Origin of the sequence: Corynebacterium crudilactis, from assembly GCF_001643015.1 — a bacterium.
Taxonomy (GTDB): Bacteria; Actinomycetota; Actinomycetes; order Mycobacteriales; family Mycobacteriaceae; genus Corynebacterium; species Corynebacterium crudilactis.
The window spans coordinates 2,745,166-2,767,732 of record NZ_CP015622.1 but is presented as its reverse complement, the minus strand read 5'-3'; the positions used below and the strand labels follow the sequence as shown (position 1 = coordinate 2,767,732).

The following is a 22,567-nucleotide window of genomic DNA, read 5'->3' as shown; positions in this document are numbered from 1 at the left end:
TGTTCTAGTGGTAGAGGCTACCGGCGTTGACCATCGGCTGGGCATTGGTGTCGGAACACAGCACAACCAGAAGGTTGGAAACCATGGCGGCGCGTCGCTCTGGATCTAGATCCACGATTTGGCGTTGTTCCAATTGCTCAAGCGCAGTTTCCACCATGGTCACGGCACCTTCGACGATTTTTTCGCGGGCATCCACGATGGCAGAAGCCTGCTGGCGCTGCAGCATGGCCTGGGCGATTTCTGGGGCATAGCTCAGGGAAGAAATGCGGGCTTCGATAATCTCTAAACCTGCAACAGCTGCGCGTTGTGCCACTTCATCAGCAAGCTCTTCACTGACATCATCGGTGGAACCACGCAGAGAGATGCGGCCATCAACTGGTGAATCATATGGGTGCTGGGTTGCGACATGGCGCAATGCAGATTCTGCCTGTTGGTGGAGGAACTCTTCGAAATCTTCCACAGAGAAGCTAGCCTGCGCAGTATCGGCTACCTGCCACACAATGATGGAGGAGATGTTGATGGGGTTGCCATTGTAATCATTGACTTTGGCTTCATTGGTTTCAAAGTTGCGAACCCTCACGGACACTCTCTTGGTGATAGAAAGTGGGGGAACAAAAGAAAGTCCAGTGCGGCGCAAAGTACCAATGTAGCGTCCAAAGAACTGCACGGTCAGCGTGTGTCCAGGGCTCACCACCTTTACAGAGGTGAGGGCAATTACCAAAGCTACGGTGAAAACAATGATGCTGGTAATCAGCAGTGCCAGATCAGCTCCATTGCCGCCGTAGTTTTCCAAGTTATTAATAGCCTGAACGAAGAACACTCCGCTGGCAATCATGATGGCGATCAGGGCAACAAGGGCAACCGCAGTAACGCCGGCTCCTAATGACCATACTTTTTTCTCTTTGATATTGGCGCGGGCACCTTCGTGTCCCACTGGCTCATTGGCGACCACTCCTGGTGTGGCTTCTTCGTGGGGGACTGGTGGTGTGGTGTTCATGGCAGTGCTCCTTTGGTCTTTTTCGATCCTGGAAAAGAATGTGATATCAGTTTATCAGAAAGTGATATCACATTAAAGGTGCTGGATTATGTTTCCAGGTTGAGTGATGCCTTTCCCTGTGGAGGTGTTTTAAAGGGATGAATTTCTAAAACGTCCCCTGGCGTGGGTAAGCCTCGTTCGGGTGCTTAAAAGCGATTCTGGGAGGTCTCCATTTTGGGGCCAGAGAGGTAAAAGTGAAACCTGTGAGATTCTGGTGCAAAAATCTGCCACATTTGTCTGTGGGCCTGCCAAAACGATCCAAAATTTGCACCCCAAGACTTCCAAAGTGCAAGGATCTGCCACACTTTTAATTCGCCGGAGTTTGTGGTGGATTTTTGCATAATTGATTTCCCCACGTCCCACTCGTGCGGCAGCAGACCATCCAAACTCGGAGATGCACTCTAAAACTAGAAAACACTATGCTCGTGAGACATGATTCCTGTTCTCATCGACTGCGACACCGGCATCGACGACGCCCTTGCCCTGATCTACCTGGCCGCTTTGCATAAACGCGGGGAAATCCAACTTCTTGGAGCAACCACCACCGCCGGTAATGTTGATGTGAAACAAACCGCCATCAACACCAGATGGGTGTTGGATCAATGTGTTCTGCCAGAGATTCCCGTTGCGGCTGGTCTGCCGGGACCCAAGCATGTTCCGTTAGTCACCACTCCAGAAACACACGGCGATCATGGACTCGGCTATATCAACCCAGGTGTAATTGACGTACCTGCAGGAGGTTGGCAAGAGATGTGGCAAGAGCACCTCAGTGACCAAGCAACCCGGCTTATTGTCACCGGACCTGCCACCAACTTGGCTGCTTTTGGTCCGGTAAAAAACGTCACGTTGATGGGCGGAACCTATCTTTATCCAGGCAACACCACGCCCACTGCAGAGTGGAATACTTGGGTAGATCCACATGCCGCGAAAGAAGCCTTTGCTCAGGCTGAACAACCCATCACGGTGTGTTCTTTGGGCGTGACAGAACAATTCACCATTAATCCAGATAGCTTGTCTGCATTAATTGACGCCCTGGGCGAAGAACCCATCGCACAGCATTTGCCTGAGATGCTGCGGTTTTATTTTGAGTTCCATCAAGCACAGGGGGAGGGCTATCTCGCCCAAATCCATGACCTGCTGACCTGCATGATTGCTTTGGGTAAGATCCCTTTTACCGGCAAGGAAGTCACCGTGGATGTGGAAGCTGATTCGTCTTTGATGCGTGGCACTACAGTTGCCGATACCCGCGGGCACTGGGATAAACCCGCTAATGCCTTCCTGATCGACAGCGTAGATATTGCTGCCGCGCATGCCGAACTCCTGCGTGCTGTAACAAGCACCTCGTAGAAGAAAGAGCATTATGCCAACCCCTGAAGAACTTTTAGCCGCTCGCTATGGAGCCCCGGTATCGTGGACTCCTCCGCAGTGGAATCACACCCTGGATATCATTCATCAGCACAGATCAGTGCGCCGCTGGCTGGATAAACCAGTAGCTGATGACACCATCCGCACCATTATTTCCGCAGCACAATCTGGTTCCACTTCTTCTAATAAACAGGTGATCTCGGTGATCGTGGTCAAAGATCCAGAGGCCCGGAAAGCTTTGTCGGAGATTAGCCAACAAATGTTCCCGCACCTGGAACAAGTCCCCGTGGTGCTGATCTGGCTGATAGATTTTTCCCGCATCCGGTATGCCGCCACCCGCGAACAACTTCCTACCGGCGCGCATGATTACCTCGATGAAGCAGCTTTAGGTTTCCTTGATGCTGGAGTTGCCGCGCAAAATGCCGCGATAGCAGCAGAATCCCTCGGCCTGGGCACCCTCTATTTAGGCTCTGTCCGCAATGATGTGGAAGCCGTGCAGAAATTATTGGGTATCCCGCCAGAGATCGTCCCTGTGCTAGGCCTCGAGATCGGTCACCCCGACCCAACTGAACCTGCCGGAATTAAACCCCGCCTGCCACAAGAAGCCATCGTGCATTGGGATACCTATTCCACCCCAGACCCAACCCATATTGATGCCTATGACCAGGCCTTGGACACCTACTTTTCCCGCTACGGCCAGCACCAGCTGTGGTCGACGCAGATGGCGCACAGGGCGGCGTCGACAAGCACGACGAAGACCAACCGCAAATTCCTGCGCCGGGTGCTAGAGCGCGCCGGGTTCGGGCTGAAATAAAAGCCCGCTTTTCGACGCTTCCCAGCACGTGCGCACTGTCGCTGGTAGCGTACGAAAGCTATGGAGCCCCAAGAAAAATTGACGGTACCCAAAGGGCTGAAACACGTGCTTATTGAAGGCACTGATGGACGTTTCGATTCCAGATTTCAGCTGTACCGTGCCTCATTTGAGGAAATCGTGGAAGAAACATCTGCGAGTTTGTTTTTTGCCCACAGGTATCATCCGTGGATTGCTCAGGACACCCAGGTGTATACCGGAGGGCCTGGGGACTGGACGGATAAGGTTTCTGGTGATGTGGGTAGGGGCCACTTCGTGGTGTCGGAAACCAGTAATCCCGCATGGTGTTTTGCTGCGCCTTTCATTAAAGAAAGTCAGGCAGCGATGGCAACAATACGACCTTGGCAGGGACGAGGTGTGGCAAAGAAACCTGAGGCTTTTAGTGTTAAATATGACCCATGGGCGCCTTATATTGAGGTTGAATACTATGATTTTCGTGCATCGAGTTCATAGTTGATGAAGGCCAATATACGGAAATATTATGGCCGATTGGACTCTGATCATTCACAACGCGTTGCTCTGGATCTACCATTTGATCTTCCGCTGAAAGGTCGTGGTTGGGGGAAGCTCAACCACCAACATATTTATGATCTGTGTGAAACAAAGGGGCTTGATCTGCAAGAACCAGACTTTCTGGGGGGCCGTTTCATGATCTTCGAAAGGGCGATGTCATGACCGTAAAATTTGGGCTTTATCCTGCAGGACGTGATGTCTCTTTCGTGCGGGCCACGCTAGATGATGTTCGATGGCTGATGTCGGAACACCCTGTGTACTGGGAATCCAGAGTAGGATCTTCACCATTTTTTAGGGAAGAACGCACAGATATCCAGTTCCGGAAGATTTTCGAAGGACATTCATCGCCACAAGATTGGTTGCATCTTCTACAGCCACAAAATATTAGTCAGAGACTACTGTTCGTGGATATTGATGTTCCCGGGTGGATTGCTCTCATTGCGGATTCTTTTGACTACACCTATCTGGAGCACATGACTCAGGGACTATTTTGCACCGTTGCTGAAAGGGATAATTTCCCACCGGTGGACGATCCCAACGGAGTCGCTCAAATCCGTATCAGATATAACCTTCGGGAACCTTCGCTAGATTTCACTGCTGGGGATGGGGACTATCTGCAAATTGAGCTGGCATCGACGACCCAAACCTCCGAGGGGGTATCCAATGGCACCTATGTCTCCGGCCAGCCGTGGTATAAATACTTGATTCAGGCACAGGGACTTGCTGGATATGAAGGGCTTGATCTTCCTCTGGTTGCTCAGGTTCCGGATCATGCACGCGCAGGTTATCCACCATATTTGGGGAATTCCGCTGAGGAGAAATTCAGACTAGGGACATGGAGCCAAGCTGCGCATAAGAACCCTGAAGCTTCGGCAGAATTCCTCAAACTATTGCCTTTTGATCACCGTGGACAAGATCGGATTGTTGATTTTTTCAACACCACTAAAGTTGCTGCATGGTTGGAAAATTCCTATGGGCTCCGGTGGAATGATCCACGCTTTTACGAAGGCGAATCCTTGCTCTATATCGTCGGTCTACCGGATATTACTAGGGACCCGTTTACCCCGCGCATCCCTTTAGAAGATTATCGACGCTTCCAAGCGATTGATCTAGAACGAAACCTCACCTTGATAGAAAACGGAAAATTCTAGCAGCATGCATGCAACTTCTCCGTAGTCCGATATACTGACACATCGTTTACATCAGCACGAGGTGACATAGAGCTGATTGTCGTTGCTTTCACGTATCTACACGGGGATTATTATGTCACGCATTTCTCAACTCATGGTCGCACTCGGTGGCCTACTTATTGCTGCTACCTGGTTGTATGTAGTTTTGGTTCGGCCTACTGATTGGGAATCAGTGGGTGGTTCAACAGAAGCACTGATCACATTGGTGGGTTATGTCGGTGGCACGATTGCTTTGCTAATTGGTGTGCTTCCCACCCTTCCAGCCAGGACCATTGCGATCATTCCAGTGGCCTTAGTGCTCAATATTTTGCTCGGCCAAGTAGTCGGCTCCATTGGTATTCCGCTGTATCTGGATGCGGTGGGCACTGTGCTCGTGGCAGCTTTGGCGGGATCTCGTGCAGGCTTAGCAACTGGAGCATTAAGTGCTGTGGTGTGGTCCTTGTTTAATCCACTGGCCTTGCCTTTTGCTGCGGGCTCCGCGCTGACTGGTTGGTTAGCAGGTGTGGCTATTTCTAAAGGCGCGCTGAAAAATATCTTTGCCGCCATCATTTCCGGCGCCCTCATTGGCATTATTACTGGTGCGGTGGCAGCTCCTGTGGCGGCGTTTGTTTATGGCGGAACCGCAGGCGTGGGTACAGGTGCATTGGTAAGCCTTTTCCGCGAGATGGGTAACTCCTTGCTGGCGTCTGTCACCTGGCAGTCCTTCATTTCTGATCCTTTGGATAAAGCGATCATCATGGTGATTGTTTTTGTAGTCATCAAATCACTTCCCAAGCGCACCACCAGGGCGTTGGCTCCGCAATCTTGAACCCGTTGACTTGGATCATGGGGGCGCTGAGCATGTGGATTGTGGTGCTTGGCGTTAATGATCTTCGCTTAAGCCTTGCTGTGGTGGTTCTCGCACAGATTGTTGCTCTGCTTCGAGTACACAACGTGGCGGTTTTGGCCTCAACGGCGTTGTTGGCGATTCCCGTGCTGGTGTCCATGATGCTGATCCACATGCCGTATTCCACCGATGGCTGGCTGGTGGCGCTTGCATTGACTGCGCGTTTTAGTGCGTTGATGTCAGTGTTCTTATTGGCGGCCACCGCGATTACGATCCCTGAGCTGGTGAAATCGCTATACCGTTGGCCCAAATTGGCATATATCGTGGGCTCCGCTTTACAGATGGTGCCGCAAGGGAAACACACTTTGGCGACGATCCGCGATGCGAATGCTTTGCGCGGGCGCAGCACTAAAGGTCCAGTGCAGGCTGTGAAATATGTGGGTCTACCCCTAATTACGCATCTGCTTAGCGCTGGTGCGAGCCGCGCGATCCCGTTGGAAGTTGCTGGATTGGATCGGCCGGGGCCTCGTACGGTGTTGGTGGAAGTGGTGGAGGGGCGCGTCGAAAAGCATCTTCGGTGGCTGCTTCCGCTGAGCGCAATTGGGGTGGTTTTGTGGCTATAACACAGATAATCGGCCCGTCGGGCTCAGGGCTCACGCGCGCCCTGGAGGAACGCTATCGGGCCACACCCGGCGCGGTCATGCTCACCGCTGATCCGCGCGCGCACATCACATATTTGCGCGCAACGGTCGCGGAAGAGTTGGCGTTCGGGCTAGAGCAACGTGGCATCGCCCCTGCTCAGATGCGGGAAAAAGTGGCGCGCATCGGACTCGGGCTGGAGCAGTTGCTTAAGCGTTCGCCCGCGCAGCTATCCGGCGGGCAAACCAGGAGGCTTGCTATCGGCGCCGTCGCAATCTTAGAAGCACCAACGATGCTTCTCGACGACCCCTTCTCAGGTCTTGACACCTCCTCGCGCGCCCAACTCATTGCGTTGTTGGAATCATATGAGGGGGATGTCATTGTCGCTGCACACAAACCGTGGCTCGATGCGCCGACCACCTATTTAGGAAACATGGATGTGCCTGTTTTACCTGCACCTGTGGAATTTTCCGGCGACGCTCGGACTTTTTCTGGCATCAGTGGATCACGTGGTTCAGCGCACCGGCGATGGTGGCAATTTCACAACCCGCAACCACAATTTCAGATCGGGCCTGTGGATATTAGCGTGCGTGCAGGGGAAGTTTTGTGGCTGCGTGGCTCTAACGGCTCCGGAAAATCAACCCTTTTGCGCAGCTTGGCAGATCAACCTGGCACCGCATTGATGCTGCAAAACCCCATTGACCAGGTTATTGATGCAACCGTGGCGCAATGGATACCTGGCAGTGATAGCCAAGAACACCCGCTGGATTTATCACAACGTGAACTCCGTCTTGCCCAATGCGATGCTGCTCTGAGGAGGGATCCTGACGTTTTGCTTGCCGATGAACCCGATGTTGGCCTAGATATTGGCGGAAGAAATGCCATCCACCAACGATTCGCTGACTTTTTGAGGTCCGGCGGGGCGCTAGTTCTTACATGCCACGATGAAACCTTCATTGCAGACGTTGCGGCGTACGCACAAGTGAGCGAATTGGCGCTTTAAGGGCTATCACCAAATGAGAGTGCCCACGGAGCTGAAAAGTTCAGGCCGTGGGCACTGTGGTTTGGTTATTCGGCTTCGAAACCGGTCACACATGCCCACGGATCAAGTATTGGGCGTCCGTGGGCACTGTGGTTTGGTTGGGGGAAAATCCTGCTTTAACTCCAGAAAAATACCCCTCATTTAAATCGATTCTAAGACACTTTGAGCAGGTACCTGAGGTAAATACGCATCTTAGAATATCGACGCCTTAAAACGCGAAATTAGCGAGCAGTAACCTGACCAAACTTTTTCGCCACCGGTGCAATGATTGTTGGGCGCAGTGCCACAAAAGCTCCGATGATGACAACCAAAGAAGCCACAAACCAACCAAAGCCAACCCAGTTGACTACATCTTCACCCGCATACATGTGGTTGAAATTGCGCAGCGCACCAGTAGCGAACACCAAGAACACATGAATGCAGATAAACACCAGGTAATACACCATGACCGGCATATGCAGCGCACGCGCAAACCCAATAGGAAGCACCTTATTCATCGCAGCATTGTTCTTCGGCCAATAACTAGACATCCGGAAACCAGAGACAATAGACAACGGTGCTGCAATGAAGATCGTGAAGAAATACGTCAATTCCTGCAGGCTGTTGTAATTCGCCCAACCATTCTCCGTAGGCCAATCCAACGACAAGTACTGCAACCCAGCACTAAGCGCATTCGGGAACACATCCCAACTAGTGGGAACAATGCGCATCCACTGGCCAGTAGCAAAGAGCAACACAATAAACACCGCACCGTTGATGATCCACAACAGATCCAACACAAGGTGAATCCACAAGGTTAAGGAAATCTTCTTACCGCCCTTTTTCGGCGTCCAATAACCCTTTGGCCTGCGAGTTCTATTGATCTCGATGCCAGTCTTGATGATCAACACCATGAAGAACATGTTGAAGAAGTGCTGCCAACTCAACCATGCCGGAATACCCACCGGAGCGCCGGCAGGAGTGTCATATTTTCCGGGATACTTCTCGACGAAATCCTGCAACCATTCGGTCGTAAACGCCCACTTGGTAAGAGTCACGGCGACAGCGGCCACAACAACCGCACCCAGGAAAAACACTCCAAGAGTCATAGCCCACTGCTTACGAGTGATCGGCTGCGCCAACCTTACGCGCAGCGGCAATTCCTTCTTTGTATTTCCAGCTTCATCAGTGCGAGGTAATTTCTCTGCGTCTTGGAAGACTGGCTTCACAGGGGTCGCTGCTGCAGTCGGAGCACCCGGAGTTCCAGGTGCTTGTGGGATGCCAGGGACACCAGGTGCTCCAGGTATTGGAAGTGCCGCACCTGGGGTTGGAATGCCTGGTGCAGGAAGTGTCGCTCCCGGCGCAGCAATACCAGGTGCAGGTGGAGTTACAGAACCAGGAACCGGAATGCTCGGAGCACTCGAACCTGGTGCGCTGGGAGTAGCCATTCCGGGTGCTGGGATAGCTGCTCCAGGAGTAGGGCTTGCAATACCTGGTGTTGAAACTGCGTTTCCTGGAGCGCTGACTGCAGGGGTGCTAAGTCCAGGTGCTGGAATTGCTGAACCTGGGGCTGCTGGAGTCAATGGGGCTGTAGGTGGGGCAGGAACAGCTGGAGTCGCAGTGCCAGGAACAGGGATTGCCATTCCTGGTGTGGGTACAGCTCCGCCTGGGGTAGGAATTGCTGAACCTGGGGCTGGAAGCTTCGGTGGATCAGGCTGAGAAACGGGGTTCTGGGCGTTATTTATTGGCGCAGGAATGGCACCTCCAGGTGCAGGAATAGCATTTCCTGGTGCTGGGGGAGTTGCGGAAATTTTGTTCTGTGGCGAAGTGCCGTCCATGGGAGGTGTCGTCTCTTGTTGCATTCTTGAAGGGGGCTGTCACTGTTTATGTTTGGTATTTAGGGTAGTTCTCTTTTGGTGAAATTCCATATTGCGAGCTGGTTTGTTTCACAGTTTCTTAGGGGAGTGGGAGGGGCTGCAAGGATTCGTCGCAAACCTTGATCCTGACGGGCAGTTGTGGCCGATCCTTGCATTTTCGTCTGCTCTCAGATGCAAATATTCGTTCGATTTGAATGTTGTGATGGCATTTGCGGCAGGTTTTCGCACTGGAATTTCACAGGATTCAAACTTGGTCTAATTGTCATCCAAAATGATCCTTCCTAGATTGGCGCTCAAGTGTTTAGCTCGCATTCGGTCGCGTGGAAGAGGCGGTAGATATTTCGTTGGCTTATATGGCGATATCTCTGCGGTGTGACCAAAAAGGGGGTAGCAATAGACTACATGGTCTATACAGATTGAACATAACAGTCTAGGATTTCTGGGAAACACATGGAAATTAGTTCAAAGGAGATCTCATGATCACGTCTACCGCTCGGAAAATTGGTGCGCTCATCGGCGCTGTCGCATTATCGGCATCCTTAGTTGCTTGCTCCAGTGACTCTTCCTCGAATGAAAACCTCATCAAGGTCGGAACTTCTCCTGGACCATACTCACAGCTATTTCAAGATGGCATTGATCCAATCCTGACTGAGCAGGGCTTTGAGATTGAGTACACCGAATTCTCTGATCTGCAGCAGGCTGATACTGCTGTTGATGAAGGATCTGTGGATCTTAACGTTGATCAGCACACTGCTTACCTTGAGGTCTTTAACCGTGAGCGCGGCGGAAACCTGGCTTCACTAGTAGAGATCCCAACTGTGCCTGCCAAGCTTTACTCTGAGCGTTATGGTTCTTTGGATGAAGTAGCCGATGGACAAACAGTCGGTATTCCTTTGGATGCTTCTAACCAGTCCCGCGCCTACAACATTCTTGCCAAGGCTGGCTGGATTACGTTGAAGGAAGGCCACGATCCTGTTCAGCTGACTGAGAACGATATCGCGGAGAACCCACACAACCTCAAGATCACTCCAATGGATTCTGCGACTATTCCACGCGCACTGCAGGACTTGGACTGGGGAGTAATTCCAGGCTCCATTTCTTTCTCCTCCGGAGTTGATCCTGAATTAGCTCTTCTGGATGAAGATCTGCGGGATTCTCTCATTCTTGTTGCCGTGACCACCGAAGATAAGACTGATACTGAGTGGGCGCAGGCTGTTATTGATGCTTACCAGTCCGATGAGTTCGCATCCTTCTTGGAAGAAGAAAACTCCAACGGCTACTGGTTTGTACCGGACTACAAGTAATGCCAGCGGTATCTTTTAGAAACGTTTCAAAGAGTTTCGGCAAGCTGCATGCATTAGAAGACATCAGCTTTGATGTGGAACAAGGCCAGATTTTTGGCGTCGTGGGCACCTCCGGCGCTGGTAAATCCACGCTGATCAGAACAGTTAATGGCTTAGAAACTCCCACTGCTGGTGTCGTTGAGGTGTTGGGAGTAGAGCCAGCAACGTTGGGCGCCCGCGAGCTGCGGCAATTACGCGCCAACGTGTCCATGGTGTTTCAACACTACAACCTGCTGAGTTCTAAAACCGTGGCGGAAAACGTCGCGATGCCTTTAGTGCTTGCTGGTGTCAGTACACGAGAAATCAATGAACGTGTGGCCAAAGTATTGGACTTGGTGGGGCTGGCAGATCGCGCCGGGAACCGACCTAAGCAACTATCCGGTGGTCAGCAGCAGCGCGTGGGTATTGCGCGCGCATTGGTGACCAATCCGAAGATTTTGCTGTGCGATGAGCCGACTTCTGCGCTTGATCCGCTGACTACTGAACAGATTTTGGAATTGATCGTGAAGATCAATGCGGAACTGGGCTTGACGGTGTTGATTATTACCCACCAAATGGATGTGGTGGCGAAAATCGCTGATGGTGTGGCGGTACTCGAAAATGGTGGGTTGCTGGAAACAGGCCCAGTTGATGAGGTTTTCGCTGCTCCACAAAAGCCATTGACCCAGCGGTTTGTGGATACGGTGCTTCCTTCCAAACTTTCTGATGAGGTGGTCTGGGAGGCCAAACGTGCGGAGGGGGTCGTCGTCAAGCTGTCTTACCGAGATCACGCGGCGCGCAACCTGATCGCAGACCTGGGCGAGCGCTTTGGTGTGCAGGTGTCTATGTTGCAGGCGGCGGAGGCGCCGTTGCGACGCTCAATCGTGGGCACCTTGGTGCTGAGTTTGACCGGCGCGCGCAAAAAGGACGCCGCGCAGTGGGCGGCGGAGCAAGATGGAATTGATGCGGAGGTGCTGTCATGACCGAGCTTTTTGATACACGGGTATCTAATCAGCAATACCTCGATGCGATGTACGAAACCATCTATATGGTGGGCATTTCATTGTTTATTGGCACGTTGCTAGGCATCCCAATCGCGGTGCTTTTGGTGCTCACGCGCAAGGAAGGCCTGAAGCCCAATGCGGTGATTTATAATGTGCTGAATGTGATTGTGAATGTCATTCGCTCGCTACCGTTTATTATTTTGATGGTGGCGATTGTGCCATTCACCAGGTTTATTTCTGGCACCTCCATTGGCACCACTGCAGCGTTGGTTCCGCTGACGATCTATATTGCGCCATATATTGGCCGCCTCATTGAGAACTCCCTGCTGGAAGTACCCGATGGAATCATGGAAGCAGCCCAGGCAATGGGTGCCTCCACCTGGCAAACTATCCGCTATTTCTTGCTGCCGGAAGCGAAAAGTTCCATTGTGCTGGCCATGACGACCGCGTGCGTTGGTCTAATTGGCGCGACCGCGATGGCCGGTGTGATTGGCGGCGGTGGTGTCGGTGACTTGGCAGTATCCTATGGTTACCAGCAGTTCGATACAGTAGCGATGATTGCCACCGTGATCATTTTGATCATCGTTGTTCAAGGCATTCAGTCCCTGGGAAACTGGCTTGCTGCACGCTCGCGTTACTAGAAAGATAAAAATAATAATGGCGCTTTACGACGAAACCCTCACCCTTCTTCAGGAACTTATCCGCAATGCTTGCGTCAACGACTTGACCCCAGATTCAGGTCAAGAAGTACGTAATGCGGATAGCCTGGAACGCTTCTTTGCGGGTACTCCAAATGTCTCGATTACAAGGATGGAACCCCGTCCGGGTCGTACCTCTATCATCGTGACGGTGCCTGGCACGGATGAAGATGCAGAGCCGTTGACCCTGCTCGGGCACACCGATGTGGTGCCAATCGATCTGCCTAAATGGACTAAAGATCCCTTTGGTGCAGAGATCTCTGATGGCCAGATTTGGGGCCGCGGATCAGTGGATATGCTCTTTATTACCGCAACCCAAGCAGCTGTGACCCGTGAAATTGCACGAGAGGGTGGACTGCGTGGCACCTTAACCTTCGTCGGCGTAGCTGATGAGGAAGCCCGCGGTGGATTAGGCGCAAAATGGCTCTCTGAAGAACACCCAGAGCTATTTAGCTGGAAGAATTGCCTCTCTGAATCAGGGGGATCTCATCTGCCTGTGAGCGATGGCAGCGATGCAGTGATCATTAACGTCGGTGAAAAGGGCGCCGCACAGCGTCGCATTCACGTCAACGGCGATGCCGGTCACGGCTCAATTCCTTTTGATAGGGACAGCGCCATTGTGAAAATTGGTGAAGTGGCGCGCCGAATTGCAGCTGCTGATCTGAAGGTAGCCAAGGATGATATTTGGCAAGGCTTTGTGCAAGCACACCGTTTTGATGCCGCAACTGAACAGGCGCTTTTGGATGGCACCGATCCCGATGCCTATGCAGAATTCGGCGGATTGGCACGTTTCGCACATGCCGTATCGCATCTCACGATCGCGCAGACTGTTGTTCGCGCAGGCCAAGCCATCAACGTCTTGCCATCGCATGCGTATCTAGAGCTAGATATCCGCACGCTACCTGGGCAAACTAATGATTATGTCGATGATATGTTGCGTACTGCTTTGGGTGACCTCGCCGACGAAGTAGAAATTGAACACCTCATCTCTGAGGAAGCAACAGTTAGCCCTACTGATTCTCGTTTGTATTCCACCTTGGAAAAGGTCCTGGGCGATTTCTTCCCAGGAGCTCCTGTTGTTCCTGTTATTTCCTCAGGCGGATCTGACTTGCGTTTCGGCCGACGTCTCGGTGGAGTTGGCTACGGTTTTGCTGTTCATGCCCGCGAACGCACCTTGGCAGAAGCCATGGGACAGCTGCACTCACATGACGAGGCGCTGTACCTGGAAGATTTAGAACTCACAGTTCAAGGATATGAGGCTGTCGTGCGCGAATTCCTTAGCTAGATTTAAGTGATGTTCTGGAACTGATCAAGAACTGCAGAAGCACCACAGCTAGGACAACACCCGCCAAGGTAGGCATTCCACCGAGTGCAATCAGCGGTCCAGCGATCAACCCGCCTGAAGCACCAGCAAGGTTCATCGTTAGATCGCTGCGCCCCTGGGCGTAGGTGCGGTCGTGGGGTGGGGTGGCGTCGACAAGCAAAGCGGAGGAACCGACTAACGCCGAGTTCCAGCCGAGCCCCAGCAGAATCATGGAGGCGATCATGGCCCACTGTGGTTCTGGCCAAATGAGCAATAGTGCAGCTGAAGCTGCGAGCATGGCGAAACCGGAAAAGATCGTGAAATTGCGGCCGAATTTATCCGTGAGTAGACCAAATACGGGCGAAAGTGCATACATTCCGGCGATGTGCAGACTGATGGTGAACCCGATGATAGTTAAGCCTGCGCCGTGGCCTTGCATGTGAATGGCGGCCATCGACATGAGTCCGACCATGGAGAAGTGCGCAGTAGCGACTGAAGAAATCGCCTGCATCGCCTTGGGTGTGAGCTTGCTTTTCTCCTGAGTTTTATTAGGAATGACCTCTGGTTTGAGGCCCTTGGGCAGCGTAAATTGCCACACCGCAATGGCAATAATCTGGCCAATCAAGCACAGTAAATAAGCGCCGGCATGTTCCTCTAAACCAACCGCTTGGCTAAAACGCGTGCTTGGTTCAAAAAGATTAGGTCCAGCGATTGCACCAATGGTGGTGGACCACACGACAAGCGATAAATCCCTGCCGCGAGTGCGTTCGCTAGCTACATCAGTTGCCGCAAAACGTGCTTGAAGATTAACCGCAGACATGGAACCTAAGAAGAGGAACGCGAGCAAAACCACCGGGAATAAACCTAATTGGGCACCGACGATAGCTAAGATCGCGCCAACACAACCCAACAGCATGCCGGTGCTTAATGACGTACGGCGATCATATCTAGACACCATTTTAGAAAGCGGAATGGAAAAGATCGCAGCGCCAACGGTAGTTAATGTAGCTGCCGATCCACCCCAAGACGCACCGGCCAAATGCGCGGCAAGCAAGCTGCCCATAGATAAAGTCACGCCATTGCTCAGGCCAATTGTCACCTGAGCAAAAGCTAAACCACCCAGAACTCGGGTCCGGTACGGATGGGTAATTTCATTCATGAAATTAGATTAGGTGATTGCATAAATAAGTTGAGTATTTTTCTCTATGGTGGGCATTATGTTCTTGACGAAGGTAGAGCTGCTTGATCAGCCGAAATCTTTGCCGGGGTACCTATCTACGCTGGCCATCGTGACATCTTTGGATGTATCACCCTTAGAATTTCATGCTCCGATCACTGTGATTACGGGGGAGAACGGGGTGGGGAAATCTACGCTGATTGAAGCGATTGCTGTGGGCATGGGGCTTAATCCCGCAGGTGGTTCGCGGCATGCGCATTTTGATCGAGACGGCGATATTGTTTCTTCATTGCACCATTCCCTGAAGTTGGTGCGGAGGAGAAATCCACGGGATGCATTCTTTTTCCGTGGTGAAACCTGGTACAACACGGCTTCTTATTATGGCTCTTTAGAAGGCGGTAATTTATTGGATCTTCATGATATGAGCCATGGTGAATCCATTTTCGCTGTGATTGAAAGACGGTTTCATGGCGATGGATTCTTTATTTTAGATGAGCCGGAGGCAGGCCTTTCCATGCTTCGGCAGTTGGAGCTTTTAGGGAAACTAGCCAACCTTGCTCGTAATGGTGCTCAGATTGTGATGGCTACGCACTCACCAATTTTGCTCGCTATTCCCGGAGCGGAGATTGTTGAAATTACATCTTCTGGGATTGCTCGGGTGTCTTTTGAAGAAGCTGAAGCAGTGCAAGCGGCGCGGGAATTTGTGAGTGATCCACGCGGTACCGCGGACTTTTTAACATCGCAGTCCTCTGATTTTTTGGAGGAGCAGCCATGATGCCATTTATTACTGACCTTGCCGCCTTGGAATTTCGGGGTAGTGCGCCGCACTGGACAGAGAAAGTTCCTGCATTTCAAGTATTGCGCGAGCAGAGAGTCCTAGATTTTCGAGCACCCGTCACGGTGATAACTGGTGAAAACGGGGTGGGTAAATCAACACTGTTGGAAGCTATCGCGATCAATGCAGGCTTCGGCACAGAGGGAGGCGAATACACCGGAAAATTTAACCCTTTTGATAACCCATTGAAAAATGTAGCGAAAGCGCATAAAGGTCCAGAGCCGATGAGGGGATTTTTCTTAAGGGCAGAATCTTATTTCAATGTTGCTGGGACCTATCAAGATGAAGCTCCCGGGTGGGTGAATTTGCATCATATGTCGCATGGCGAATCGGTGATGCATATTGTGCAACATACCTTTGTGGGCAGGGGATTGTATCTGATGGATGAGCCGGAATCGGGGCTGTCTTTTATTCGGCAGATGGCAATTCTTGCGGAGTTGCATGCGCTGTCACAGAGTGGCTCGCAAATTATTATTGTGACGCATTCGCCTGTGTTGATGGCTATCCCCGGCGCGGATATTTGGGAATTTAGTGCAGATAGTGAATTGCGTCGGGGAGTGGATCTGGAGGAAACAACAGCTTTCCGTGCGCTGCGTGATTTCTTTGAAGATCCGGAAGAAATTGCAGAGTTCATGGTTGATGTTATGCGGGAGTCTTAGCTCATAAAAGCTCGTGAGCTAAATAATTTAAATTGATCTGAATGCGCATATCTAGAGGTCAATGAGTTTTAACACTCTGATTGGGGGTAAATTCCAAAGATTTTCTCTCGCTACTTCCAGGGTCCCCGGGGGCGGGTTTAGTGTTGTCCACACCACATTTTACTGGTGATGTGAGTCACCTAAACCTTGTTGCTCAACAGTCCGACCGAGAGGGATCTCCCCAACATGGCCGAAGTAGGAGCAGAGCCTGGAAGCTCTGCACAATCGAAAAAATCGAACACATCGAAAACTAAACAATTTATTGTTGGTACTGCAGCGATTGCTATCACTGCGATTGCTGCGTTTTTCTCCATCCAATCCGCCTCTGGTGGTGAAGATATTCGATCCAATATGACCCTGATTGCCCCTGCTGCGGCTGGTGGTGGCTGGGACACGTTCCAGCGTGAGCAGCAGCAGGCGATGCGCGTGAACAATATTGTCAACAATATTCAGGTGGTGAATATCCCCGGAGCTGGTGGCACCATCGGCATGGGCAAGCTCTCCACGATGACTGCGCCTAATACCTTGATGGTGGGCGGAACAGGGCACATTGCAGCGCAGATTCAATTTGATACTCCTGCAAAAATCCAAGACATCACGCCGATTGCTCGTGTGGTGGAAGAATTCGACATCATTACCGTGCCAGCGAATTCTCCATATAACACTCTCGATGAGCTCATTGAAGGATGGCAAGCAGATCCAGCGGGTGTGTCCTGGACTGGCGGTGGTTCCTTTGACCAGCTGGTCATGACTGAAATCGCATTGGCCGCAGGAATCGATCCGAAGCAAACCACCTTCATTCCTTCCGATGGCGGTGGTGAAGCAATTCAAGCTCTCCTCAATGGCACTGCAAAGGCATCGACTGGCGGATTTGCTGATATGTATCCGCAGGTAGAAGCCGGTCGATTGAAGGTACTAGGCATCGCGGCAGGGGAGCGGCTTCCAGGTACTGATATTCCAACGCTGGTGGAACAGGGCTATGACGTGACCTTGACCAATTGGCGAGCCATGTTTGCTCCTCCCGGATTGAGCGAAGAACAAATTACAGAACTTCGGGAAATCGTTGCGGAATCTGTAGCAACTCCGGAATGGCAAGCAGCTGTGGAACGCAACTACTGGATGAGCGCTCCACTTGAGGGCGAAGAACTTGACCAATTTGTCCAAGAGGAAATTGAGCGCATTGATCAGCTATTCAAGGAGATGGGCTAGTGAATATCACGGAACAGTCCGGTGATTCCCATATCGATATCCCGGAATCACATCAATTACCAGGGCCTCGCCCGGTTGGTGAAGGCACATTTTGGGAGGGCCGCTCAGGGCTTATTATGCCGGCGATCCTCACTGCCTTTAGCTTGTACCTGCTTATCGGTGTCCTCAACATGGACGTTGGAAACGCAGCTTTTCCCGGGCCTCGCTTCTTTCCAACAATCCTCGGCATTGCTGGCCTGTTAGTCGCAGTGGCCTTGATAATTCAGACCATTAAATTCCCCATGCATCCAGAAAACGAATCTGGCCGCAGCTGGAAATTCCACTCTGATTATGTCTCTTTGGCGTGGGCAATTGGCGGGTTCTTCATCTTCGCCGTGCTGCTGCCATACCTTGGTTGGATTCTGGCCGGTGCGCTGTTGTTTTGGACAATGACCAGAGCTTTTGGCTCTCAACGTCCAGCTTTCGATGTGTTAATTTCCCTCATGATGAGCTCCATCGTCTACCTTGCCTTCGACGTTGGCCTGGGGCTTAATCTTCCTTCTGGACTTCTGGGTGGTGGCTTCTAATGGATATTTTGTCCATGTTGATGGAAGGTTTTGCCGGCGCACTATCGCCGATGAACCTTCTGTGGGTTGTAATTGGCTGTTTGTTGGGAACTGCCGTGGGCGTTATGCCAGGCCTTGGTTCCTCTATGGCGGTGGCGTTGTTGCTGCCTATGACTTTCGCGCTTGATCCAACTGCCGCGTTTATCATGTTCGCAGGCGTTTATTTCGGTGGACTTTTCGGCGACTCCACCATGGCAATTTTGATGAATACCCCTGGTCAGGCCTCTGCGATCGCTTCAACTTTTGAAGGCCACCGCATGGCACTTAATGGGCGTGCGCCGCAGGCATTGGCCACCGCCGCAATCGGCGCGTTTATCGGCGGTATTGTTTCCTCATTCATCGTCGTGTTCCTCGCCCCAACGTTGGCGGAATTATCCACCGCATTCGGCCCCGCCGAGTACTTCGCATTAGCGCTCTTCGCCTTCGTTGCCACCTCTTCCGTAGTGTCCGACTCGGTGTTTAAGGGACTTGCGTCCCTTATTTTCGGCCTGGGTATTGCCACCATCGGCATCGATTCGGTCACCGGCCTCGAGCGCTTCACGCTCGGGGCACCACAGCTTTTCGACGGCATCTCCCTCGTTACGGTTACCGTCGCGATTTTGGCACTCGGAGAAGTCTTTTATATCGCAGCTCGTGCTCGCCGTGACAAGGCAAATCTGGAAACTCGTTCTGCCGGCCGACCTTGGCTTACTGGTTCAGAATTCAAAGAAGCTGCACCTGCATGGGCTCGCGGTACCGTCATCGGATTACCGTTTGGTGTTATCCCCGTTGGCGGTTCAGAAGTTCCCACCTTCTTGGCGTATTCCACCGAACGCGCATTAGACAAGCGGCGTAAAAAACCTCAGTTCGGCGATAAGGGTGCAATCCGCGGACTCGCTGCTCCGGAAGCTGCCGGAAATGCCACCACCGGTATGGCGATGGGTGCGCTGCTAGCATTGGGACTTCCAGTCTCTGCCACCGCAGCAATCATGTTGGCAGCTTTCCGTCAGTACGGAATCCAGCCAGGACCTCTGCTTTTTGATCGCAACCCTGAACTTGTTTGGGCTCTTCTTGCCAGCTTCTTCATCGCAATGGTTGTGCTGCTGTTTATCAACCTGCCGTTCGCACAGCTGTGGGCAAAGCTCCTGCTGATTCCTAACCAGTACCTATATTCCGGTATCGCATTGTTCTGTGGCCTGGGCATTTACGCTACTTCCGGCGCAGTATTCGATCTGCTCTTGTTGCTCGGAATCGGAATCGTGGCATTGATCATGCGCCGTTACGGATATCCACTGGCCCCATTGATGATCGGTATGGTGCTTGGACCTTTGGCAGAAACCTCACTCCGAGATGCATTGTTGTCCTCGGTTGGCGATTTCTCCGTCCTTGTCTCTAGCCCAATCACCTGGTCCCTTTATGCAGTTCTCGCCATCTTCATTGCGGTGAGTATTGTGACCGCAATCAGGGGCCGCCGCAAGCGCCTAACATCCCAGTTGGAAACTGTGGACGCCTAAGGAATTAACTTTTCACAAGGTGCAATCCACCTCAAGCACCTTGTGAAAATTCCTTAAACGGACACACAGAGCAGCACTATTTTTGCGGATCTAGTGTCTGCTGCAGCAGCAATGTGAGGATCTACCATTTTTAGCCTCATTGCTTTGGTTGATGGTGAATTGGAACATCCTCAAGCTGATTCAACTAAAGAAACCAATCTTTCGAGGTCTTCGCTGACTGCTTGGCAATCTTCTTCGAAGTTTTCGCTTGGTCTGACGGTGAAAATTAGTTCGGAGCCGGTGGGGTGAGGGATGACTCGAAAAGGATTGAGTACTTTGGTTCCATCGGGGAGAATGACTGTGTGGTCGAGGATTCCACAGCTGTTGATTGGGGAAAATTCTGTATGAACACGGCCCATGGGGGAGTCGAGTTCGAGAGAGTTGGCGTCGATAAGCGTGAGGCTACCGGTTGCTAAACCTGAAGCCCAGGCAGGAAGCTTGGATAAATCGCGGGCCAGTTTGTAAATTTTTTCCGGCGAAGCAGAGCTGAGCACTGAGATGTGTTTAGACTCGGAAAATTTCATGGTTTCAAGGGTAGCGTGGGTGCTTAGATAACGCTCCCTTTTGGAAAGCAGGAATCCCATGAAAGCCGATCTCACTCCCTACCGTCAGTTCAATGGAAATGCCAAAGAAGCAATGGAGTTTTACCAGGAAGTTTTTGGTGGTGAGCTGCAAATGATGCCATTTTCTGCCGTGCATGCTGAAGAAGAAGTAGGCGGCGATGGTGACAAGATTATGCATGCTGAACTGCGTGTAGATGGGCAGAAGTTCCTTTTCGCCAGTGATATCCCGAGCATTATGCACAGGGTGAAAGGCGAGGACACGCCACTTTCACTCACCGGCGGTATGGAGCTGGAGAAAGAACTGCGTGGATATTGGGCGAAACTATCTGAGGGCGCGAGCGTAACTATACCTTTGGAAGCTGTTCCGTGGGGTGCAGTTTATGGTGCGCTGGAAGATCGGTTTGGAACTCATTGGATGTTCAATATCGGAGGCTAAGCTGCGCACTTGATAATTTAGGTGGGTGGCTTAACTACCGAAACTTAAGTTACCTTTGTTTAGCAATTGATTGATTTTGCCAAAAACGATTGACACTCTGGGCTTAGGCTGTGGATTAGCATTAAGCGGAAAAAGGGGTGTCTGTGAAAGAGGATCTTCAACGAAGGGCTGTTGTTAAAGCAATAATTGTATTTTTGAGTGGCGTTCTCATTGGGATGTATATCGGAATAATGCATTCAAATGCCGTGGTCACCGTGGGCTTTATAATTGCAGGTTTAGTGGCAGCAACGGTGGTTTATGTGGTGAATCGGCCACGTAATATAAATAGAGAACATCCCCGCCTCGATTAGTTTCGAGAGACGGGGATTTTCTTTAAAACAGCTAGGAATTACACAATTGCTGGGGCTTCGCGGGCCTGGCGGACCATTTCTTCCCAATCCACAATCTTCTTACGCTCGCGGCCTTCGGCTTCACCGAGTGCGCGCTCTGCTGCATCGAGCTTGTACCAGCCTTCCCAGGTGGTGAATGGGATATTGCGGGAATCGAGAAGTTCGATGATAACTTCTTCGCCCTGGTTCTTTGGATCGCCCAGTGTGCCTGCGACAGCATCCTTGATCAGCATGTCGGTGGTTTCCTTAGCATCGGACTTGGTATTGCCGATGAGACCGATTGGTCCACGCTTGATCCAGCCAGTTGCGTACAGTCCTGGAACTGGGGCGGCACCTGGGGCTTCAATGACATGTCCGCCATCGTTTGGAATGACATGGCGGGAGCCGTCGAAAGGTACGCCCTCGATTGGATCAGACTTGTAGCCGACCGCACGGTAGACCGCCTGAACTGGCCAATCTTTGAATTCACCAGTGCCGTTTACACCGCCGTTGCCATCAAGTGCAGTGCGCTCGGTGCGCAGTCCCACAACTTTTCCGTCCTTTTGAAGAACCTCAACTGGGTTCTCGAAAAGGTGGATTTGCAGGGTGTGCGGAGCATCCTTTGGTTCGCGAATGGCGTACTGCTCCAGAATCTGGCAGACCAGATCTTGAGATTTGGAAGATCGGCGAGCTTCTTCGGATGCGCCGTCGTAATCAATATCTTCTGGATCGACAACCACGTTGATGGTTGGGGAGTGGTCTAGTTCTTTGAGTTCCTGTGGGGTGAACTTAACCTGTGCTGGGCCGCGGCGTCCGAAAACGTGCACCTCAGTGGCCTTATTTTCCTTGAGGGAGTTGTAGACGTTGTCAGGAATTTCGGTGACTTTAAGTTCATCGCCTGTTTTCGCCAGGATGCGGGCCACGTCTAGGCCCACGTTTCCGACACCGATGACGGCGACGGATTGCGCGGAGAGATCCCAAGAGCGCTCGAAGCGTGGGTTGCCATCATAAAAGCCTACGAATTCGCCGGCGCCGAAGGATCCTTCTGCGTCGATTCCTGGAATGTTGAGCTCACGGTCGGCTACCGCACCGGTGGAGAAAACAACGGCGTCGTAGTATTCGCGGAGCTCTTCAACAGTGATATCGCGACCAATGGTGATATTTCCGAGAAGGCGAAGGCGTGGTTTATCCAGCACGTTGTGTAGGGACTTGACGATTCCCTTGATGCGTGGGTGATCGGGAGCCACACCGTAGCGAATGAGGCCGAATGGTGCGGGCATTTGCTCGAAAAGGTCGACGAACACTTCGCGCTCTTCATTGCGGATAAGAAGATCGGATGCGTAAATGCCAGCTGGGCCAGCGCCGATAACGGCTACGCGCAGGGGAGTTGTCATTTTCTCAAGTGCCTTTCGTGTTCCCTGTGGGATTCCATATGGGATCTCGCGGGGAAGAGGTTTTCAATGTATAAAGTCCAGGCTG

Annotated in this window: 23 protein-coding genes; 18 read left to right on the top strand and 5 right to left on the bottom strand. The window is 51.8% G+C overall.

What is annotated here, in order from left to right; translation table 11 throughout:
- Window positions 1–4: 4 nt before the first annotated feature.
- Window positions 5–997 carry an SPFH domain-containing protein gene (locus tag ccrud_RS12790; protein WP_066568521.1) on the bottom strand — a complete coding sequence of 331 codons (993 nt, stop codon included), beginning with the start codon at window positions 995–997 and terminating at the stop codon, window positions 5–7.
- Between the two features lie 471 nt (window positions 998–1,468).
- Between ccrud_RS12790 and ccrud_RS12780 the strand changes: the two genes are divergently transcribed.
- The 7 genes from ccrud_RS12780 to ccrud_RS12745 all read left to right on the top strand — a co-directional run bounded on the left by ccrud_RS12780 (window position 1,469) and on the right by ccrud_RS12745 (window position 7,443).
- On the top strand, window positions 1,469–2,383 hold the full coding sequence (locus tag ccrud_RS12780) for a nucleoside hydrolase (protein ID WP_066568515.1): 915 nt from the start codon (window positions 1,469–1,471) through the stop codon (window positions 2,381–2,383).
- A gap of 13 nt (window positions 2,384–2,396) precedes the next feature.
- Entirely contained in the window at window positions 2,397–3,215 is an 819-nt protein-coding gene (locus ccrud_RS12775; RefSeq protein ID WP_066568511.1) for an NADPH-dependent oxidoreductase, read from the top strand.
- A gap of 105 nt (window positions 3,216–3,320) precedes the next feature.
- Window positions 3,321–3,725, top strand: coding sequence for a hypothetical protein (locus ccrud_RS12770; RefSeq protein ID WP_211271307.1), 405 nt, complete (start codon window positions 3,321–3,323; stop codon window positions 3,723–3,725).
- A gap of 218 nt (window positions 3,726–3,943) precedes the next feature.
- Window positions 3,944–4,936 carry a hypothetical protein gene (locus ccrud_RS12760; RefSeq protein WP_066568505.1) on the top strand — a complete coding sequence of 331 codons (993 nt, stop codon included), beginning with the start codon at window positions 3,944–3,946 and terminating at the stop codon, window positions 4,934–4,936.
- A gap of 112 nt (window positions 4,937–5,048) precedes the next feature.
- Window positions 5,049–5,783: a glycosyl transferase family 9 gene (locus tag ccrud_RS12755; protein WP_066568502.1), complete on the top strand. Its 735-nt coding sequence runs from the start codon at window positions 5,049–5,051 to the stop codon at window positions 5,781–5,783.
- Entirely contained in the window at window positions 5,780–6,424 is a 645-nt protein-coding gene (locus ccrud_RS12750; RefSeq protein ID WP_066568500.1) for an energy-coupling factor transporter transmembrane component T family protein, read from the top strand. Before ccrud_RS12755 ends, ccrud_RS12750 begins: the two co-directional genes overlap by 4 nt.
- The gene (locus tag ccrud_RS12745; protein ID WP_066569972.1) at window positions 6,415–7,443 is read left to right on the top strand and encodes an ATP-binding cassette domain-containing protein; all 1,029 of its coding nucleotides are present in this window, start codon (window positions 6,415–6,417) and stop codon (window positions 7,441–7,443) included. The genes ccrud_RS12750 and ccrud_RS12745 overlap by 10 nt, the downstream gene beginning before the upstream one ends.
- Before the next feature lie 260 nt (window positions 7,444–7,703).
- Here ccrud_RS12745 and ccrud_RS15360 read toward each other — a convergent pair whose 3' ends face one another.
- Entirely contained in the window at window positions 7,704–9,299 is a 1,596-nt protein-coding gene (locus ccrud_RS15360) for a cytochrome b/b6 domain-containing protein (RefSeq protein WP_066568498.1), read from the bottom strand.
- A gap of 515 nt (window positions 9,300–9,814) precedes the next feature.
- Here ccrud_RS15360 and ccrud_RS12735 point away from each other — a divergent pair.
- From ccrud_RS12735 to ccrud_RS12720, 4 genes are read left to right on the top strand one after another with little or no spacing between them, the layout of a single operon-like run.
- Window positions 9,815–10,642 carry a MetQ/NlpA family ABC transporter substrate-binding protein gene (locus tag ccrud_RS12735; protein WP_066568496.1) on the top strand — a complete coding sequence of 276 codons (828 nt, stop codon included), beginning with the start codon at window positions 9,815–9,817 and terminating at the stop codon, window positions 10,640–10,642.
- On the top strand, window positions 10,642–11,643 hold the full coding sequence (locus tag ccrud_RS12730; protein ID WP_066568492.1) for a methionine ABC transporter ATP-binding protein: 1,002 nt from the start codon (window positions 10,642–10,644) through the stop codon (window positions 11,641–11,643). Before ccrud_RS12735 ends, ccrud_RS12730 begins: the two co-directional genes overlap by 1 nt.
- Window positions 11,640–12,305, top strand: a complete 666-nt coding sequence (locus tag ccrud_RS12725; RefSeq protein WP_066568489.1) for a methionine ABC transporter permease — start codon at window positions 11,640–11,642, stop codon at window positions 12,303–12,305. Before ccrud_RS12730 ends, ccrud_RS12725 begins: the two co-directional genes overlap by 4 nt.
- A 16-nt stretch (window positions 12,306–12,321) precedes the next feature.
- A complete protein-coding gene (locus ccrud_RS12720; RefSeq protein WP_066568486.1) occupies window positions 12,322–13,647 on the top strand; it encodes a M20/M25/M40 family metallo-hydrolase in 1,326 nt (441 codons plus the stop codon).
- Here the strand turns inward: ccrud_RS12720 and ccrud_RS12715 are convergent.
- A complete protein-coding gene (locus ccrud_RS12715; protein ID WP_066568483.1) occupies window positions 13,640–14,824 on the bottom strand; it encodes an MFS transporter in 1,185 nt (394 codons plus the stop codon). The two genes, ccrud_RS12720 and ccrud_RS12715, sit on opposite strands and share 8 nt — an antisense overlap.
- Window positions 14,825–14,882: 58 nt before the next feature.
- On the opposite strand from ccrud_RS12715, the gene ccrud_RS12710 reads away from it, so the two are divergent.
- The 5 genes from ccrud_RS12710 to tctA all read left to right on the top strand — a co-directional run bounded on the left by ccrud_RS12710 (window position 14,883) and on the right by tctA (window position 19,682).
- Window positions 14,883–15,617: an AAA family ATPase gene (locus ccrud_RS12710; RefSeq protein ID WP_066569968.1), complete on the top strand. Its 735-nt coding sequence runs from the start codon at window positions 14,883–14,885 to the stop codon at window positions 15,615–15,617.
- Window positions 15,614–16,336 carry an AAA family ATPase gene (locus ccrud_RS12705; protein WP_066568475.1) on the top strand — a complete coding sequence of 241 codons (723 nt, stop codon included), beginning with the start codon at window positions 15,614–15,616 and terminating at the stop codon, window positions 16,334–16,336. The genes ccrud_RS12710 and ccrud_RS12705 overlap by 4 nt, the downstream gene beginning before the upstream one ends.
- Before the next feature lie 225 nt (window positions 16,337–16,561).
- On the top strand, window positions 16,562–17,584 hold the full coding sequence (tctC, locus tag ccrud_RS12700; protein WP_066568472.1) for a tripartite tricarboxylate transporter substrate binding protein TctC: 1,023 nt from the start codon (window positions 16,562–16,564) through the stop codon (window positions 17,582–17,584).
- Entirely contained in the window at window positions 17,584–18,150 is a 567-nt protein-coding gene (tctB, locus tag ccrud_RS12695) for a tripartite tricarboxylate transporter TctB (RefSeq protein WP_066568468.1), read from the top strand. Before tctC ends, tctB begins: the two co-directional genes overlap by 1 nt.
- Window positions 18,150–19,682 (top strand): tripartite tricarboxylate transporter permease TctA, encoded by a 1,533-nt coding sequence (gene tctA, locus ccrud_RS12690; RefSeq protein WP_066568466.1) that lies wholly within the window; start codon window positions 18,150–18,152, stop codon window positions 19,680–19,682. The genes tctB and tctA overlap by 1 nt, the downstream gene beginning before the upstream one ends.
- A gap of 170 nt (window positions 19,683–19,852) precedes the next feature.
- On the opposite strand, the gene ccrud_RS12685 is transcribed toward tctA, so the two are convergent.
- The gene (locus ccrud_RS12685) at window positions 19,853–20,245 is read right to left on the bottom strand and encodes an SRPBCC family protein (RefSeq protein ID WP_245670277.1); all 393 of its coding nucleotides are present in this window, start codon (window positions 20,243–20,245) and stop codon (window positions 19,853–19,855) included.
- Window positions 20,246–20,303: 58 nt separating this feature from the next.
- Between ccrud_RS12685 and ccrud_RS12680 the strand changes: the two genes are divergently transcribed.
- The gene (locus ccrud_RS12680; protein WP_066568465.1) at window positions 20,304–20,720 is read left to right on the top strand and encodes a VOC family protein; all 417 of its coding nucleotides are present in this window, start codon (window positions 20,304–20,306) and stop codon (window positions 20,718–20,720) included.
- 143 nt (window positions 20,721–20,863) lie between these two features.
- Window positions 20,864–21,070, top strand: a complete 207-nt coding sequence (locus tag ccrud_RS12675; RefSeq protein ID WP_066568464.1) for a hypothetical protein — start codon at window positions 20,864–20,866, stop codon at window positions 21,068–21,070.
- Window positions 21,071–21,108: 38 nt separating this feature from the next.
- Here the strand turns inward: ccrud_RS12675 and ccrud_RS12670 are convergent, their stop codons facing one another.
- The gene (locus tag ccrud_RS12670) at window positions 21,109–22,482 is read right to left on the bottom strand and encodes an FAD-dependent oxidoreductase (protein WP_066568463.1); all 1,374 of its coding nucleotides are present in this window, start codon (window positions 22,480–22,482) and stop codon (window positions 21,109–21,111) included.
- Between the last annotated feature and the right edge of the window lie 85 nt (window positions 22,483–22,567).